Genomic DNA, 14,990 nt, shown 5'->3' on the forward strand with positions numbered 1-14,990 from the left:
GAGGAATACGGCCTGATCACCTGGAAGATGGAACTCGAGATCGGCCGCCACAGCCACACCCGCTTCACCAACCCGGACCTGGTCGCCTACGCCGAGAGCTTCGGCGCCCGCGGCTACGCGATCGAAGCCGCCGACCAACTCCTGCCCGTTCTGCGCCGCGCCCTCGACGACGACACGGTCTCCGTGATCGCCTGCCCCGTCGACTACTCCGAGAACCTGCGTCTGACCGACCGACTCGGCAGTCTCCACGGCCCGTTCTGACCTGCCGGCCCAGGACTCCGGGAGAACGGCAGGCATCGACGCATACTAGCCCCGGGTCGACTCGCCGTCCCAGGCTCGCTCAGGGGCTCCCGTGGTCGCGGGCGTAGGCGGCCAGGACCCGCTGCCGCGTGCCTCCGGTGTGCAGGAAGCGCTGGTCGAGCGCGGTGGCGAGGTCGTTGAGAGCGGCGGCGAGCACGCCCGCGGCGCTCCGGGCGTCCGGGTGCTCTGTTCGCCTTGCTTGCTCGGCGAGGTCGGCGGCGTACCCGAGGGTCAAGGCCAGCGAGATGTCACCGGGTCCGTCGTGGAAGTAGTAGGACTCGGGGTACTGGAGGAAGCCCACGCAGGTACGTGCGATGTCGGCAGCGAGTTGGCCGAGGACGGCGGCCCCCACGTCGGAGGCCGGTTTCCCAGCCGTCGGACCGGCGCGGCGCAGCTGGGAGATACGCAGTGCCAGCGCCCGTCGCCGGGCCAGAGCCGGGTAGATGCCGAGGATCCAGGAGACGGTGGCGGTCAACAACGCGAAGCCGACCAGCGCCTCCAGCGGTGCGACGATGCGCAGCCAGTCGGCGGAGGGCGCGATGTCGCCGAGGCCGAGCGTGGCGACTGTCACCAGCGAGAGGTACAGGGCGTCCACCGGCCCGGAGTGCTCGGACGGCTCCAGCGTGCCCGAGAAGGAGAACCCTTCCGGCATGTGAGGCCAGTACACCAGGGCCCAGCCCACGGCCACGGCGCAGGCCCACGTGGCCACCACGGTCACCATGCCGACAGGCCCGGCCAGCCCAGCGGTCCTGCTGCTCCTGCGGCCCCGGGTGGACAGCCGCCACAGCAGTGACATGACGACCCTGCTCAGGCCCCCGTGCCGGGTAGGGTGCCACAGGGTGTGGAACACGTCCCGCAGGATGATCAGCACCACCGCCGCGCCGATCAGCGTGACCAGCCACTCCATGGGACCTCCCGGGCTCACCCGCCTCGGGTCCAGCATGCGGGGATCCCCACCCGGAGACGATCATTCGCCACGCCCCAGCCGATCGGGCCGGAGTTGGCACGTCGGCGCCGTCAGCCAGCGGACACGGCCGAGCCGGCGCACCCTTCGGTGAAATGACGATGGCCGTGGCAATCCCTGGCACGGCGTAGATTTCGAAAGAGCCCGTGTGCACTCGCGACGGGGACCCGATGAGAGCAACCACCGCACGTCGGACCGTAAAGGCACCGAGGCAGCCGCTTGACCGGTGTCCTGGTCCGCCACCAGCTCCTGCACGCCGCGGCCTTGGCGCCGACCCGCCCTTCGGCGTCCGAACCCTCCGCTTCTGCGGGATCGTTGGTGGTCGACGACAGCAGTGCCAATGTGCACAGGCCCGGGTTGGCGACTTGGCCGTGACCCGGTGGTGTGCGCTCCACGGCGCGCAGCAGCAGCCCGTCGGCTTGGTCCAGGAGTTCCTCCAGGTGCTGGCCCAGCCTGCGGTTGTAGAGGCGGATGACCAGAGGCAGCCGGGGGTTGAGCCGACGGGCGGCCAGCGCCGCGTGGATGTTGGCCTCGTCGTCATGGCCCAAAGCCAGCACGGCGGCGTCACGCACACCCACCGCGGCCAGGATGGCCTCGTCCAGCAGCGACCTCGATCGAGCGACGGGCGGTGGGGTCTCGTCCGTCGGTGAGGACTCCCCACGGGGCACGGCTGCCTGCACCCGGCTCAGCAGCGCTGCGGCGCCCACTCGTGGGGTGGCGGAACCGTTCCGGTGCTCGGGCGGCACGACAAGGGTGACCCGCTCCCCGTACACCGTGGTGAGCTCGGCGGCCTGCCGCTCGGCCAGCGCGTCGTCACCGCAGACGATCATGTGTCCCGTGCCAGATTTCGGTACAACGCCAGCCGTGGAGCGCCAGCCGCACCCCCGTACCCCGGCGGAGCGGCACGGCTGGGGTCGTGCACCAGCCTGAGCCCACCGTCAGCCGGTCTTCCTGCCCCACCGCGTGTCGATCCGCTCCCACTCCTCGTCCCACTGCCGCAGACGCTGTCGGGTCAGACACACGCAGACGACTCGGCCGCAGCCCCACACCGCCCCGCCCGTTCCGAACGCGACCAGTCCGCCCACCACCATCTCGTGGAAGGCTGCATCGGTGGGGGACAGCGGCTCGGCGGTCAGATTGCCGTGCCCATCCGTCCATACGGTGATCCGCGCCCCGGCCCGGGTGCCTGGGGGTACCCGAGCGCGGTCCGTGTGTGTCGTGCCGTCCGGTGCCTTCCAGCGCACGGCGGCCCAGGCCTGCTGGTCCTCCACCTTGCGCGTCGGCCTCGTGTCCACCGCGTCCTTCGCGACGACTGCCTGCGCCTCCCGCCGTTCGGCCCGCTGCCGGTCGAGATCCCCCGCGACGGCGATCGCGGTGACCGCGCCCGCGAGCACGCCCCCCAGGACGGCGAGCAGCCAGCTGATGAGCACGACCCAGGCTTCGACGACATCAGTGCACCGCCGAAGCGGGTTGCGCCGCAGGCGCCACCACCGCACCGTCGGACGACGTACCCTCACCACCGTCGACACCCCCTCGCACGAGGACGGACGACCCGCGCCTCCAGTGTGCTACTCGGCGGCATCACCACTGCAGCCTGCAGACCAGGACGACATGTCGCAGCCACAGATACAGGACGCCGACAGCGATGGCGAGTGTCACGACGAGCCCGTACTCGGTGACCTGCCGAAGGGGACGGACCGACGCAGCTGAGGCGTTGCACGGGCGGCAGCCGGCAGCTCTCCTCGGGGCGGTCCGCCGTCGGGTCGCCGAGAGCCGGGAGGATCCTGGGCTGGTGGCCCAGACCAGACGTCGTCCGGAAACGTGCCTTTGGCGGCTGGTCGGCACGCTGTCCGCCCAGTGGGCTCTCTTCGCCCCACCGCTGGGTCACCCTGCTGGTCCAGGACGACACCTGGAGGCCGTTCAGGTCGATGGCGAGGGAGTCGTGGGCATGCCGCGGGCCCAGCGACACCTGAAGCTGCGACCGTCTTACGTCCGCATAGCCGAGAAGGTCACGGCCCTGCATGCCCACCCGGACCGGCGCCCCATCGTCCAGTGTTCACCGCGCGAGCACGGCCTACCGCTCGGCCCCGTACTGCTCCTCACCGTCACTGCGGTCGTCGCAGCCTCGGTCATCGGGTGAGAGTCAAGGGTGAAGCATGCTAAGGAGGCGTCAAATGGCTGGTCAGTGGCCATACTTGAGGTTGCGCGGGTCCGACCCGCGCTGACCTGACGGGGAGTGGCAAGGTGAGTGGAGTCGGCAGGGGGCTGGACAAGGTCGAGGTTAAGCTCCGGTGGGATCCGAGTCCGTACGGGGAGGCGCCTCGCCATCTGGACATCGTGGCCGCGACGTACTCAGCGGGTGATCCCTATGGGCGGCCGGTGTACGTCGTCCACTACGAGAGCCGGTCACCGGACGGCACGATCAACATGAGCCGGCACAGTGAGACCGGTCTGGGCTTGGGGTTCGTCGAGGCGATGGTGCTGGAGTTCGACCGGATGTCGCCCGCTTACGGGCGGGTGGTGGTCGGCGTGGCCATCCACCAGGAGGGCGGCCCCCGCACGTTCGGCGACATAGCGAACGCCGGCGTGCTCGTCCTCGAGGGATACAGGCAACTGCTCTTCGACGACTTCGCGGGCGTCGCCGATGCCACGGCCGCGACGATCGCCGAGTTCACCAGGGACGCGTCCGGAGCGTGGGAACTCCGCGAGATGATCCGGGGGTTCGACAGCGACCCGGAGCTCTTCATGGCGGAGATGGGCAGCACCCGACAGTGACAAGCGGGGTGTTCCGGCGCTTCATCGGCATCGTCACAGCTGGCCTGACCCTGGCCGCAATCTCCGGGTGCACGGTGCCCGTGGATGCCGTCGCCGGTATTTCCGTGACCGATGCCGGTCCTTGAGCGGGGAGAGCCGGGCAACATCCTCGTCCCGGATCTCGTGGCCCTGGGCACGCAGCTGGGTAACGGCGGCGTCGAGGTAGCGGGTGTTCCAGAGCACGGCAGCGTTGAGACCAGGCCGAGGGTAGCGAGCTGGTCTTCCTGACCGTCGCGGTACGCCTGGCGGATCTGGCCCCGGCTGCTGTGGCAGATCGCGCGGGCGATGGCGCTTCCGCTGGGCATTGACCGCCATGCCTGCATGATTCAGATCACATGAGAGTCGTTGAATTTCAGACAACTTTTTTCGGGTGCGGTGGGTCGTCTCTGCGTACGCTTTCGGCCACTCACGCCTTTTGAGGTTCGCATGAAGCTTCGCCGCTCCCTGGCCCTCGCCGCCGCGACGGCCGCCATGGCTCCGGCCGTCCTGCTGGCGTCGCCGACTGCCTATGCGACGGATGACGACAGCCCTGCTCCGGCCGTCAGCGAGACGGCTCCCGCCGAGGAGCAGTCCACGCCCGCCGCCGCCGACACGACGCCTGCCGCCGAGGACACCACGCCCGCCGCGGACGACACGACTCCGGCGGCCGACGACACCACACCCGCCACCGACGACACCGCGCCGGCGGCTGACGAGAACGTTCCTGCCGCCGCCCAGTCCGCCTCCTCCAGTGCGTCCGCGTCGGCCTCGGTGTCCGCCAGTCCCTCGGCGTCCGCGTCCACGGGCCCGGTCGAGTGCAACGAGGACGACCCCCAGGTCGACAAGAATCTGCACACCAGCCTCTCCGGCCTGCCCTCGAAGATCGTGGCCGGTAGCGGCTTCCACGGCTTCCAGCTGAACGTGAACAACACCGGCGACCGTGCCTACCAGCGCGTCGACCTCGGTGTCTTCGCCGCCCAGATGGACGAGGACGACTACTTCATCGACACCAGCCACCTCACCCTGCAGTACAAGGACCCGTCCTCCGGTAAGTGGGTCGACATCTCGCTGGACGAGAACGACGAGGGCGCCGGCTATCTCGGCTACACCGCCGTGAAGGCTCACGAGTCCTTCTCCGTCGACATGCGCCTGGCCGTGGACAAGACCGCTCCGGCCGGCCTCGGCTACGCCATCAGCATCGGCATGTACGCCGACGACGAGGGCAACTGCGTCTTCTCCGGCGACGACAGCTTCTACCAGTTCGACATCCTCAAGGCCGGCTCCGCTCCCGGAACCCCCGGTGACGCCAAGCCGCAGGGCGGCAAGAAGCCGCTGCCCATGCACCAGCCGTCCGGCAACACCAAGATCGAGCCCCAGGGCCACCTCGCCCAGACCGGCTCCAGTTCCGCACTGCCGATGATTGCCCTGGCTGGCGGCGCCGCAGTGGCCGTCGGCGCGGGCGCTGTCTTCGTGGTGCGCCGCCGCAAGAGCGCGGGCCCGGGCGCCGCAGTCTGACAACCGCCTCTCGCCCCTGAACGCGAGGTCCACGCGGCCGCTCGCCAGCGACCGTGTGGACCCGCGCATGGGTTCGGCGGTCGGCCTCCGGTCAGCGGCCGCGGGGCGACACGGGCCGCTTCGAGGAGCCGCGCGTCAGCAGTACCTCTGACCGGTGGGGGAGAGCGTGCGATCTGCGTGGTGGGAAACGATCACCCCGACCCCGGGAAACGATCTTTGTGGTCTCTGTGTCTACGCTGACCAGCGCATTCCGTCGGTTCCCCACGCAGAGAATCCGATGGAACGGGTCTCTACCGGTGACGAAAGTCACGGTAGGGGCCCGTTTCTCGTTGTGTCCGGGTTTGTGAGGGATCGCACAGCCTGGCGAGGAAGCAGCCCGCCCCGTCCGTGAGCTGTGTCACGGGCGGGGCCAAGGGTTTTGCTGCGGTTGATGTCGTTTTGTTACCGGGGCCGGCCCGGCTGGGCGGCGGGCGCGAGGTGGCCGGTCGGGGTCCATGGTGTGGGGCTCGGCGGGGCACTGGGCCTTGGCCGTCTCGGCGGGGCACCTCATGCGCCGGCGGCCCCCGGCGTCGGCGTTCTCCTTGGGCATCGGGCGGTAGCCGCGGCGGGCCGCGATCGGCCTGACCCAGGTCTCGCGGTCGATGGGGGAGGGGGCCGGTGGTCGCCTTCGCGTACGTACCAGTCGGCGTGCGGGTCCCCGACGAGCGCCGGCCTGTTCGTACGGCCGCCACAGAACGTACGGACGGGTGTGGCGTCGACTCCGGGCAGACCTCCGCCGGCTCGCTCGGCAGGCCGTGGAGGGGCCGCACGGAGGCGTCGAGCAGGAACTCGGTGAACAGGGCCGAACGACGCTCCCGTTCGGCGAGATCGTCGACGTCCGCTGCCGCTGCATGAGGTGACCGTCGACGCCCGGTCCGGCAAGATCACGGCCACCGGCGTGGACCGCGGCCACGCGGGCGGCAACGGCACCGACGACGATCACGAGGACGACTGGCGCCGCTCGGCGCCGGCCCGGCACCGTCCTGGCAACCGTCGCCGTGGCCACCTGAGCCGCAGTCGCTCACGCCGCCTGGGAGTTGGCCGTCATCGCCATGTCCTCGTGCTCCAGGTTGTGGCAGTGCAGCATGTACCGCCCCGGTGGCCGCGGAAGCGGACCAGTACGTCCACGACCTCGCACGGGCGGACGTCGACCGTGTCCTTCCAGCCCGCGTCGGTGGGTTCGGGCGCCCGGCCGCCGTGCGACAGGACCTGGAAGTGGGCCGGGTGCACATGCACCGGGTGGTGGAAGTCGCTGGTGAAACGCAGGCGTTCGACCGTGCCCGGGCGCGGGCGGGCTTCGAGGTGCCCGGGCGCGGGCGGGCCAGGATCTCCGAGGTGCTGAAGGGCCGCCCGTTGATGGTCCACGCGTCGTCGGAGCGGCGGAAGTCGAAGTGCCGGGTAGCGACGGTGGATGCGGGGTGCAGAGGGCCGCGTGCCGGGGGAGGCGGGCGCGGACGTGGCCGACGTCGTTCTCCTTGCGGGCGACGCGGAAGCGCATGACCTGGTGCATACGGTCGTCCGCCAAGGTGTTGACGAGGGTGACGTGGCTGCCCACCGGGCAGTCGGTGAAGTCCACGACGGCGTCGAAGAGTTCCGCCGGCGCCATGGGGATGCGGTCCGGACGCTGGGGCGCGGCCGGCAGGCCGCCGTCGCCTCCGATCTGCGTGAAGGGAAATCGGGCAGCCGTCGGAGTGCGGCGGGGTGACGCCCCCGTGCAGGTGCAGGGAGGCGGGCACGGCCGGTTTGTTGAGGACCTGTACCTCCGTCCTGCGGCCCGAGCGGGTGGTGGAGGTGGGGCCGGGGAAGATGCCGTCGTAGTCCCGGATGATCGTCCTCGGCCCAAGGACGCTCTCCACGGCCGCCCGGCGCCGGGTGATGCCGTATTGATCCATTCCGCCCGTGGTGCCGGACGGGCGGGCGCGGGGCGGCACGGGCAGCGGCACCGCGCATTGCCGGGGCGGCCGGATCCTGCTGGGGAGGACCGTTCCGGTGCGCTCGCCCTCGGACCCTGCTCGCCGACCCGCCGCCTTCCCGAGGCGCGAGGTGAACACGTCGTACGAAAGCCGCTCCGTTCCTTCGGGGCGTCGGCGCCCTCGGTCTTGAGGTGACCGGCGCCGCCACACCTCGCGGCCGGGGGCGGCACTGGCCTCCAGCACCGGGGCGACGTCGCTGAGTGCGGGCCCAGCCCGCAAGCGCGTGCCCTGCGTCCGTACATGCGCCGTATGGTCCGAATGTGCCCCATATCAGATATAGGGCATGTGTGGCAGTATGGCGTGTGTGGCATTTGGTGCTGAAGACATGGCGAGAGGAGTTGCACCATGATCGCCAAGCTGCTCGGCAAGCTGTCCTTCACCCGCCACTACGGTGCGTACGGGGAACACGAATGGGACGCGTACGCCGGCGACGACTCGGCCTGACCACACTGCCGACGGGCGCCCCTGGGCGCCCGCCGGCTCCCGGACACGCTGCCGACGACATCGGCCTGGACAGGTACGAGAGCCAGGGACGATCTCATGGGCCGAATGAACGAGCCGCCGCGGTTGCCCGAAGGCGGCTTCGAGGCCTGGAGCCGCGACCGGCTGGCACTGGCGCGCCGTGGCGCCGACGAGTGCGGGGACGTCTGGCAGCTGGAGCCGGGTGTCTACGTAGCCGCTACGGCCGGGCCGTGTGAAGACGTCCTGCGCCGCGCGCAGGACTTCCCCAAGGCACCCTCGCCTCTCTTCCCGCCGTTGAAGCGGTCGGGCGGAGCACCGACGCCTGAGGAGCGCGCTCACGCTCACGCCGCCCGTATGCGCGGACTACGCGCGCATGCGGTTGCAGCCCGGATCGGAGAGATTGCGCCCGGGGCCGCCCGATTCGCCGACCAGTGGCCCACGGGCCGGGACGTCGAGATCCTGCCCCCGGTCCGGCACGCCCTGGCAGGGATCGGCGTGCACTACCTCTACTCCGAGGACGCCCCCACCCTGCTGCCCTTTGCCTCGCAGCTCTTCCTGGCACGGGAGGTGCTCGTACGCCCCTCGCGTTGGGTATGGCCGCGCTGGGTCCCCACACCGGCGCGGCGGTTCCGCACACGGCAGCAAGTCGCCTTCATGAACGCTTTGCGGCCCATCGTCCGCCGGCGCCTTTCATCGGGCCGGCTCGGTGACGACCTGCTGGGACAGATGCTCCGGCCCTCCTCCCGCTACGGCCCACTGCCGGAAGAGGCCGTCCTCGACACTCTCCCCGGAATCACCGTCGCCACCTTCGAAACACCTTCCCGGGCAGCCGGATGGATCCTGCTCCACCTGGCCCGGCACCCCCAGGCAGCGGGCCGCGTCGCGGCCGAAGCCGCCCTGCTGCCCGCGGACCCGGCCGCGACGACCAGCACCCACCTCGACAGCCTGCAATACACCCAGGCACTGGTACGCGAGGTGCTCCGGCTGTACCCCCCGAGCTGGCTACTGACCCGGCGCGTCATGCGACAGACTCAGCTCGCCGGCTACACCATCGACGCCGGGTCCACCGTTCTCGTCTGCCCCTACACCGCCCACCGCGACGCACGGGAACACTCCGAGCCGGACCAGTTCCGGCCCGAGCGCTGGCTCGATGATTCGGGCTCGCCGTCGAAACCCGGGGTCTTCCTCTCCTTCGGTACCGGGCCGCACGGCTGCGAGGGAACCGCTCTGGCCATGGCGATGCTGACGCTCCTGACTGCGCAGACCGCCCGCTGCTACCACTTGAGCGAGCCGCCCGGACCGGAACCCAGCTACCAGGTCGCCACCTTCGAAGGTCTCGCAACCGCCGGCTTGCGCCTGCGTGCCACCTTGCGCAGCTGAGGGCAGTCCTGCTTTCGGTTGCAGGCCGCCTCCACCCCCGAACGGCGAACGTCGATCAAGTTCGAGTGCCGTTCCGCACACGCTTGGACGACCGGCTCATGACTTGCCCATCGTGTGTCGCTGGTCGAACTCGTTGGCGAGGATGCAGTTATGACGAGGTCGTGGTACCGGCCGGCGCAGAAAACGTGTTCCCGCAAGCGCCCCTCCCCGGTGAAGCCGAGCCGACGAGTAAGTGCCAGCGATGCCTCGTTGCGGGCGAAGATCGCTGCCAGGCGTGATGGCGCCGCTCGGCAAACATGAAGCGCAGCAGCAGCACCAGGGCTTCTGTCGCGTAGCCCTTGCCCCGGTGGTCAGTGCCGATCGGGACATCGAACTCGAACCAGCCTGAACGAGGGCCGGCGCGATGTGAGCCGACTGTGCCAACCAGCTCCCCCATGGCCGTCGTTTCGACTGCCGACTGGAAGCAGTCGTCATCGCACTCGGCAACGGCTTGCTCCTTCGCCCAGGCACGGTAGCTCTCGGCGGATTGCCTGTTTGATCACGCTGCAGTGCGCGCGGCTGAGAGGCAGGCCCAGGCGGGCGTTGCACGCCGTGCGCTGTCTCACCGCGGATCGTCGCCCCCGTCCGGAGCAGCGGGGTCGCGCAGCGGGTGCAAGTCCCCGTCGGCCGGGACGGTGGCACGGCAGCTGTGGTGGCCCGGGCAGTTGAGGTTCGCGCGCTTGAGGGGAAGACAGAGCGGCAGCGGGGAGGGCGTAGACGTAGGCGGGGAGGTCGTCCGCGGCCGGCTCGGCGGCGACGTACTGTCGACCGGTCCGCGACGACGGTTCCCGGGGCCCGCACCGGGATTGCGGTCGTGTGGGGTTGCGGTCCTGTGAGGGCTGCGGGCATGCGAGGCCAGGGTTCTGTGAAGCCGCGGTCGTGTGCAGCCGGGGTCAAGCGCCGACGGACCCCGATCGGCCGCGCTCGTGTGAGAGCCGCGGCCCTGCGACACCGGGATCCTGCGGGGCCGCAGGCGTGCGGCGGGGGAGTTTTCCACGGCTGCCGAGTTGTCCACAGGGTCTGACGCGGTTCCGCCGTCACCTGTACGGTCTGCACGAGTTGATGTTCGAGTCGATCTTTGTGCGAGCAGGTGTTCGGGGGAGGCGGTCGCGGTGACCGAGGCTGGTGTGGAAGCGGCGGAGCGGGCGGTGGCGGGCCGGCTGCCCCGGGTACGCGGATTCGCCCACTGGCCGCCGCCGGGCTCGCCCAAGGAGGAGGGCAAGGCGCTCAGGACGAGCGTGCCGCGCAGCGCGCACAGCACCCTCGACCTGGACGGCTCCCGCCCGGACGCGATCAGCGCGGTGGAGGAGTCCAACGCGGGCCGCATACCCGAGCTGACACCGATACGGGTGGGCCGGATGGCGGCCACCCCCTTCGCCTTCCTGCGCGGTTCGGCCGGCCTCATGGCGTACGACCTGGCGCGCACCCCCGTGACCAGGATCGGCGCGCAGCTGTGCGGCGACGCGCACGCGGCCAACTTCGGCCTGTACGGCGACGCCCGCGGCGGTCTGGTCATCGACCTCAACGACTTCGACGAGACGGTGCACGGCCCCTGGGAGTGGGACCTGAAGCGGCTCGCGGCCTCCCTGGTGCTGGCCGGGCGGGAGGCGGGCGCCGACGAGGACACCTGCCGCAAGGCCGCCCAGGACGCGGTCGGCGCCTACCGGCGCACCATGCGGCTGCTGGCCAAGCTCCCGGTCCTGGACGCCTGGAACGCCATCGCGGACGAGGAACTGGTCTCCCACACGGACGCCCATGACCTGCTCGGCACGCTCGAGCGGGTCTCGGAGAAGGCGCGGTCCAACACGAGCGGCCGGTTCGCCGCCAAGTCGACCGAGGAGGTGGCGGACGGCGGGCGGCGCTTCGTCGACGCGCCGCCGGTGCTGCGGCGGGTCCCGGACGCCGAGGCTGCGGCGGTGGCCGCCTCCCTGGAGCCGTACGTGGCGACGCTCTCCGAGGACCGGCTGCCCCTGCTGGCCCGGCACGCGGTGCACGACGTGGCCTTCCGGGTCGTCGGCACCGGCAGCGTGGGCACACGGTCGTACGTGGTGCTGCTCCTCGACCACCGCGGGCAGCCGCTGGTGCTCCAGGTGAAGGAGGCCCGCCCCTCGGCACTGGTCCCGCACCTGGCCACGGCCGGGTTCGACGCGGCGCCGGTGGAGCACGAGGGACGCCGGGTGGTCCTCGGGCAGAAGCGGATGCAGGTGGTCAGCGACATCCTGCTGGGCTGGACGACGGTCGACGGGCGGCCGTTCCAGGTGCGCCAGTTCCGTAACCGCAAGGGCAGCGTCGACCCGGCCGCGCTCGCCGCCGACCAGGTCGACGACTACGGCCGGATGACCGGCGCCCTGCTGGCCCGCGCCCACGCCCACAGCGCCGACCCGCGCCTGATAGCCGGCTACTGCGGCAAGAACGAGGAGCTGGACGAGGCCATGGCCGGCTTCGCCGTCGCCTACGCCGACCGCACCGAGGCGGACCACGCGCACCTGGTGGCCGGGGTGAGGTCCGGACGGGTCGCGGCGGAGACGGGGGTGTGACGGCCGGTGCCGGGTGGGCGGGGGCAGAGGCGGTGCTGAGGTGAGGTACGTCGAACTGACCGGCGACGAGGGCGGGGTGTCCATCGACCCCCGGCCCTATCTCGCCGAGCTGCCCGGACTCGTGGCCGCACTGCCGCCGGGCGCCCGCGCGTTCGCCACCGACCCCGGGCACTACGACTTCGGCGGCAGACGGTGCGTGAAGGACCTCCGGCCCGCCGAGGTGCGCCGCACCGGCGACGGGGACATCGAGATCCGCTTCCGCCACAACTGCTGCAAGCACGACGAGGACCTCCTTGTCCGCTACACGGGCGTCTCCCGATTCCAGTCGGACGTCCTGGGCGTCTGCGACCCGGCCTCCCTCGGTGATGTGATCCTCGACGAGATCCTTCCGCACCCCGGCGGCTGCACCCATGAGCTGGCCTGCCGGCCCGGCACCCTCGTGGTCGCCTGCCGGGACCTGGAGGCCGAGTGGATACCTGCCGACTGCCCGGACGCACGGCCGGACCCACGGTCGGGCGGCTGAGCCGGGCCGTTGCGGGCGGCGGGTTCCGGCCGTGGCCTACGCTGGTCGCGTGACGACCCCGGAAGCTGAGCAGTCCCAGCCACCGCGGCCCGAGGAACGGCTGGAACAGGCCGTACGGGCCGCCGAGCAGGCGCTGATCGAGTACGAGATCGCCGTGGAGACCTTCCGCGTCGAGGTCGAGAACTTCTCCCGGCTGCACGAGCAGAAGCTCGGCCCGCTCTACCTGCGCATCGAGGAGCTGGATGCGCAGATCGCCGAGGCGCGCGCCGCCCGCACCGGCGACCCCGAGGACATCCGCCGAGCCGAGGAAGCCCGCGCGCACGTGCTTCCCATCCCCGGCGTCGAGGAGCTGCTGCACGGCTGGATGGACGGCAACGGCCTGTTCCCGGAGGCCGCCGCGATGCTCACCGACCAGCCGGTGCGGCCCCCCGAGCGGGTACGGCCCAGCGAGGAGGCCCGCAGGCTCTACCGCGAGCTGGCCCGTAAGGCCCACCCCGACCTCGCCCAGGAGGAAGAGGAACGCCGGCGCCGCGAGGAGTTCATCACCCGGGTCAACGCCGCCTACGCCCGTGGTGACGAGACGCTGCTCAAGGAGCTGGCCGAGGAATGGGCCGCGGGCCCCGTGCCGCCCGAGCGGCGCCCGAGCCCCGTCGAGGAGCTGTACGCCCGCCTCGAATGGCTCGCCCAGCGCAAGGAGCTGCTCACCCTGGTCGCCCGCGAACTGGAGGAGGGCGCGATCGCCGGCATGCTGCGCCTGGCCCCGGACGACCCCGACGCCCTGCTCGAGGAGATCGCCGGCCGGCTGCGTGCCGACATCGAGCAGCGTGAGACCGAGCTGGCGGGCTTGCAGGGACAGGGGTGAACCACGCCGCCCTTCGGGTAGCGTCGGAGACATGCATTTTGGATCTGGTGTGCCCACGGTCGAGATCGCGGACCTCAAGGACGACGACTTCCTGCTGGACGTCCGTGAGGACGAGGAGTGGGCGGCGGGCCACGCCGCAGGGGCGCTGCACATCCCCATGAGCGACTTCGTGGCCCGCTATGGCGAGCTGACCGAGGCCGCCCCGCAGGATGGCCGGGTCAACGTGATCTGCCGCTCCGGCGGCCGCTCGGCCCAGGTCGCGATGTACCTGGTCCAGCAGGGCATCGACGCCGTGAACGTGGCCGGCGGAATGCAGGTCTGGGAGGCCGCGGGCCGGCCGGTGGTCACCGACGACGGGGCGCCCGGCGCGGTCGTCTAGGCACAGGCCCTGACGCACGAAGGCGGGATCAGCTGAGCGGGTGCGCCGCCAGCAGGTCCCCGAGCGTCTCCTCGTACGCCGCCGCCGGGCCGAGCGCCAGCTCCAGATGCTTGGCCCAGGCGTGGTACCGGTGCAGCGGGTAGTCGGTGTCCGCGCCGAACCCGCCGTGCAGGTGCTGCGCCGTCTGCACCACCCGGCGCACCCCCTCCGCGGCCCAGATCTTCGCCACGGCGACATCGCCCGCGGCGGGCAGCGCCCCCGGCGCGCCCGAGGCGATCCGCCAGGCCGCCTGCCAGAGGGTGGCTTCCATGGCACGCAGGTCGATGTACCGGTCGGCGGTCTGGACGGCGACCGCCTGGAAGGTCGCGATCGGGTACCCGAACTGTTCCCGCTTGCCGGTGTACTCGCCGGTCATCTTCAGCACGCGTTCGCCCAGGCCGAGGGCCAGGGCGCAGGTGCCGGTGGCCAGCAGCGCATGCAGCCGATCCCAGGCGCCCTCGGCCTCGATGACCTCGCCCGCCGCGATCCGCGCGGACTGCAGGCGCAGCTCGGCCAGCCGCTCCCCGCTGGTGGAGACCTGCTCGGCGAGCACCAGCCCCTCCTGCTCGCGCGCGACCAGCGCGAGCACGGTCCGATCGGCGCCGGTGTGCGCGGGGACCAGGACGAAGTCCGCGTCGTACCCCCACGGCACCGCCGTCTGTACTCCGTCCAGCACCCATGCCGGCCCGTCCCGCCGTGCGGTGACGGAGAGGCCGGCCGGGTCGTGACCGGTCCGGCCGTGAGCCGCGACGGTCAGCACCGGCTCGCCCCGCCCCGCCCCGGCCAGCAGCCGTTCCTTCAGCTCCTTGCCGCCGTGGGCCTGTACGGTCGCGGCGGCCGCGCTGTGCTCCAGCAGCGGCACCCGGGCCAGCACCTTGGCACACTCGCGCAGCACCAGGCACAGCGCGATGGCGTCGAGACCCGCTCCGCCGTACGCCTCGTCCAGCAGCAGACCGACCAGGTCGGCCCCGGCCAGCCGGGACCACAGTTCGCGGTCGAAGCCTTCGGCCACGGCGCCGGTGGTGAGCGCCGGACTCGGCACCGTGTCCGGTGCCACCCCGGCGAACACCCCCCGTGCCGCTTCGGCCGCCGCCAGCTGCTCCTCGGTGAAGGTGAAGTCCACGGCCTGTCCTCCCGGGTCCGGGTCGCCCGACGGTCCGTCCGGCGCTTCGTCTGACGGGCCGT

The 14,990-nt window shown here is 71.4% G+C and carries 14 protein-coding genes and 4 pseudogenes; 10 read left to right on the forward strand and 8 right to left on the reverse strand.

Annotated elements, in window-relative coordinates:
- The coding region (locus AB0H32_RS10370) for a thiamine pyrophosphate-dependent enzyme (protein ID WP_361117306.1) at positions 1–261 on the forward strand (261 nt) is incomplete at its 5' end.
- A 79-nt stretch (positions 262–340) separates the two neighbouring features.
- Here AB0H32_RS10370 and AB0H32_RS10375 read toward each other — a convergent pair.
- The 3 genes and pseudogenes from AB0H32_RS10375 to AB0H32_RS10385 all read right to left on the reverse strand — a co-directional run bounded on the left by AB0H32_RS10375 (position 341) and on the right by AB0H32_RS10385 (position 2,694).
- Positions 341–1,207, reverse strand: coding sequence for a potassium channel family protein (locus tag AB0H32_RS10375; RefSeq protein WP_361117309.1), 867 nt, complete (start codon positions 1,205–1,207; stop codon positions 341–343).
- 335 nt (positions 1,208–1,542) lie between these two features.
- Positions 1,543–2,094, reverse strand: a pseudogene (locus tag AB0H32_RS10380) (NAD-binding protein); the annotation flags it as partial.
- A gap of 108 nt (positions 2,095–2,202) precedes the next feature.
- A complete protein-coding gene (locus AB0H32_RS10385; RefSeq protein ID WP_361117312.1) occupies positions 2,203–2,694 on the reverse strand; it encodes a hypothetical protein in 492 nt (163 codons plus the stop codon).
- A 518-nt stretch (positions 2,695–3,212) separates the two neighbouring features.
- Here AB0H32_RS10385 and AB0H32_RS10390 point away from each other — a divergent pair.
- Both AB0H32_RS10390 and AB0H32_RS10395 read left to right on the forward strand, forming a co-directional pair.
- A complete protein-coding gene (locus AB0H32_RS10390) occupies positions 3,213–3,404 on the forward strand; it encodes a hypothetical protein (protein WP_361117315.1) in 192 nt (63 codons plus the stop codon).
- 104 nt (positions 3,405–3,508) lie between these two features.
- Positions 3,509–4,039, forward strand: a complete 531-nt coding sequence (locus AB0H32_RS10395; protein ID WP_361117317.1) for a TerD family protein — start codon at positions 3,509–3,511, stop codon at positions 4,037–4,039.
- Between the two features lie 120 nt (positions 4,040–4,159).
- Here AB0H32_RS10395 and AB0H32_RS10400 read toward each other — a convergent pair.
- Positions 4,160–4,368: pseudogene (locus tag AB0H32_RS10400) on the reverse strand (Tn3 family transposase); the annotation flags it as partial.
- 136 nt (positions 4,369–4,504) lie between these two features.
- Here AB0H32_RS10400 and AB0H32_RS10405 point away from each other — a divergent pair.
- A complete protein-coding gene (locus tag AB0H32_RS10405; protein ID WP_361117320.1) occupies positions 4,505–5,572 on the forward strand; it encodes an LAETG motif-containing sortase-dependent surface protein in 1,068 nt (355 codons plus the stop codon).
- A gap of 1,083 nt (positions 5,573–6,655) precedes the next feature.
- On the opposite strand, the gene AB0H32_RS10410 is transcribed toward AB0H32_RS10405, so the two are convergent.
- Entirely contained in the window at positions 6,656–6,976 is a 321-nt protein-coding gene (locus tag AB0H32_RS10410; RefSeq protein ID WP_361117324.1) for a multicopper oxidase domain-containing protein, read from the reverse strand.
- Between the two features lie 91 nt (positions 6,977–7,067).
- Here AB0H32_RS10410 and AB0H32_RS10415 point away from each other — a divergent pair, with 91 nt between their 5' ends.
- Positions 7,068–7,316 carry a hypothetical protein gene (locus AB0H32_RS10415; protein ID WP_361117327.1) on the forward strand — a complete coding sequence of 83 codons (249 nt, stop codon included), beginning with the start codon at positions 7,068–7,070 and terminating at the stop codon, positions 7,314–7,316.
- Between the two features lie 31 nt (positions 7,317–7,347).
- On the opposite strand, the pseudogene AB0H32_RS10420 reads toward AB0H32_RS10415, so the two are convergent.
- Positions 7,348–7,503: pseudogene (locus AB0H32_RS10420) on the reverse strand (multicopper oxidase family protein); the annotation flags it as partial.
- Positions 7,504–8,133: 630 nt separating this feature from the next.
- Here AB0H32_RS10420 and AB0H32_RS10425 point away from each other — a divergent pair.
- Positions 8,134–9,426 (forward strand): cytochrome P450, encoded by a 1,293-nt coding sequence (locus tag AB0H32_RS10425; protein WP_361117330.1) that lies wholly within the window; start codon positions 8,134–8,136, stop codon positions 9,424–9,426.
- A gap of 148 nt (positions 9,427–9,574) precedes the next feature.
- Here the strand turns inward: AB0H32_RS10425 and AB0H32_RS10430 are convergent.
- A pseudogene (locus AB0H32_RS10430) lies at positions 9,575–9,895 on the reverse strand (GNAT family N-acetyltransferase); the annotation flags it as partial.
- A gap of 682 nt (positions 9,896–10,577) precedes the next feature.
- On the opposite strand from AB0H32_RS10430, the gene AB0H32_RS10435 reads away from it, so the two are divergent.
- The 4 genes from AB0H32_RS10435 to AB0H32_RS10450 are packed head-to-tail and all read left to right on the forward strand — an operon-like array spanning position 10,578 to position 13,766.
- Positions 10,578–12,002 carry a DUF2252 domain-containing protein gene (locus AB0H32_RS10435; RefSeq protein WP_361117333.1) on the forward strand — a complete coding sequence of 475 codons (1,425 nt, stop codon included), beginning with the start codon at positions 10,578–10,580 and terminating at the stop codon, positions 12,000–12,002.
- 40 nt (positions 12,003–12,042) lie between these two features.
- Positions 12,043–12,525 carry a hypothetical protein gene (locus AB0H32_RS10440; RefSeq protein ID WP_361117336.1) on the forward strand — a complete coding sequence of 161 codons (483 nt, stop codon included), beginning with the start codon at positions 12,043–12,045 and terminating at the stop codon, positions 12,523–12,525.
- Between the two features lie 49 nt (positions 12,526–12,574).
- Positions 12,575–13,387, forward strand: coding sequence for a hypothetical protein (locus AB0H32_RS10445; protein WP_361117339.1), 813 nt, complete (start codon positions 12,575–12,577; stop codon positions 13,385–13,387).
- A 49-nt stretch (positions 13,388–13,436) separates the two neighbouring features.
- The gene (locus AB0H32_RS10450; RefSeq protein WP_361117518.1) at positions 13,437–13,766 is read left to right on the forward strand and encodes a rhodanese-like domain-containing protein; all 330 of its coding nucleotides are present in this window, start codon (positions 13,437–13,439) and stop codon (positions 13,764–13,766) included.
- A gap of 28 nt (positions 13,767–13,794) precedes the next feature.
- Here AB0H32_RS10450 and AB0H32_RS10455 read toward each other — a convergent pair whose 3' ends face one another.
- Positions 13,795–14,928, reverse strand: a complete 1,134-nt coding sequence (locus AB0H32_RS10455) for an acyl-CoA dehydrogenase family protein (protein ID WP_361117342.1) — start codon at positions 14,926–14,928, stop codon at positions 13,795–13,797.
- Positions 14,929–14,990: the final 62 nt, after the last annotated feature.

This window comes from Streptomyces sp. NPDC020362 (assembly GCF_040642095.1).
Lineage (GTDB): Bacteria > Actinomycetota > Actinomycetes > Streptomycetales > Streptomycetaceae > Streptomyces.

What these genes read in the sequence shown, in the direction of transcription:
- AB0H32_RS10375 (WP_361117309.1), bottom strand. Translation starts at nt 1,207, where the DNA reads ATGGAGTGGCTGGTCACGCTGATCGGCGCGGCGGTGGTGCTGATCATC.
- AB0H32_RS10390 (WP_361117315.1), top strand. Translation starts at nt 3,213, where the DNA reads ATGCCGCGGGCCCAGCGACACCTGAAGCTGCGACCGTCTTACGTCCGC.
- AB0H32_RS10405 (WP_361117320.1), top strand. Translation starts at nt 4,505, where the DNA reads ATGAAGCTTCGCCGCTCCCTGGCCCTCGCCGCCGCGACGGCCGCCATG.
- AB0H32_RS10425 (WP_361117330.1), top strand. Translation starts at nt 8,134, where the DNA reads ATGAACGAGCCGCCGCGGTTGCCCGAAGGCGGCTTCGAGGCCTGGAGC.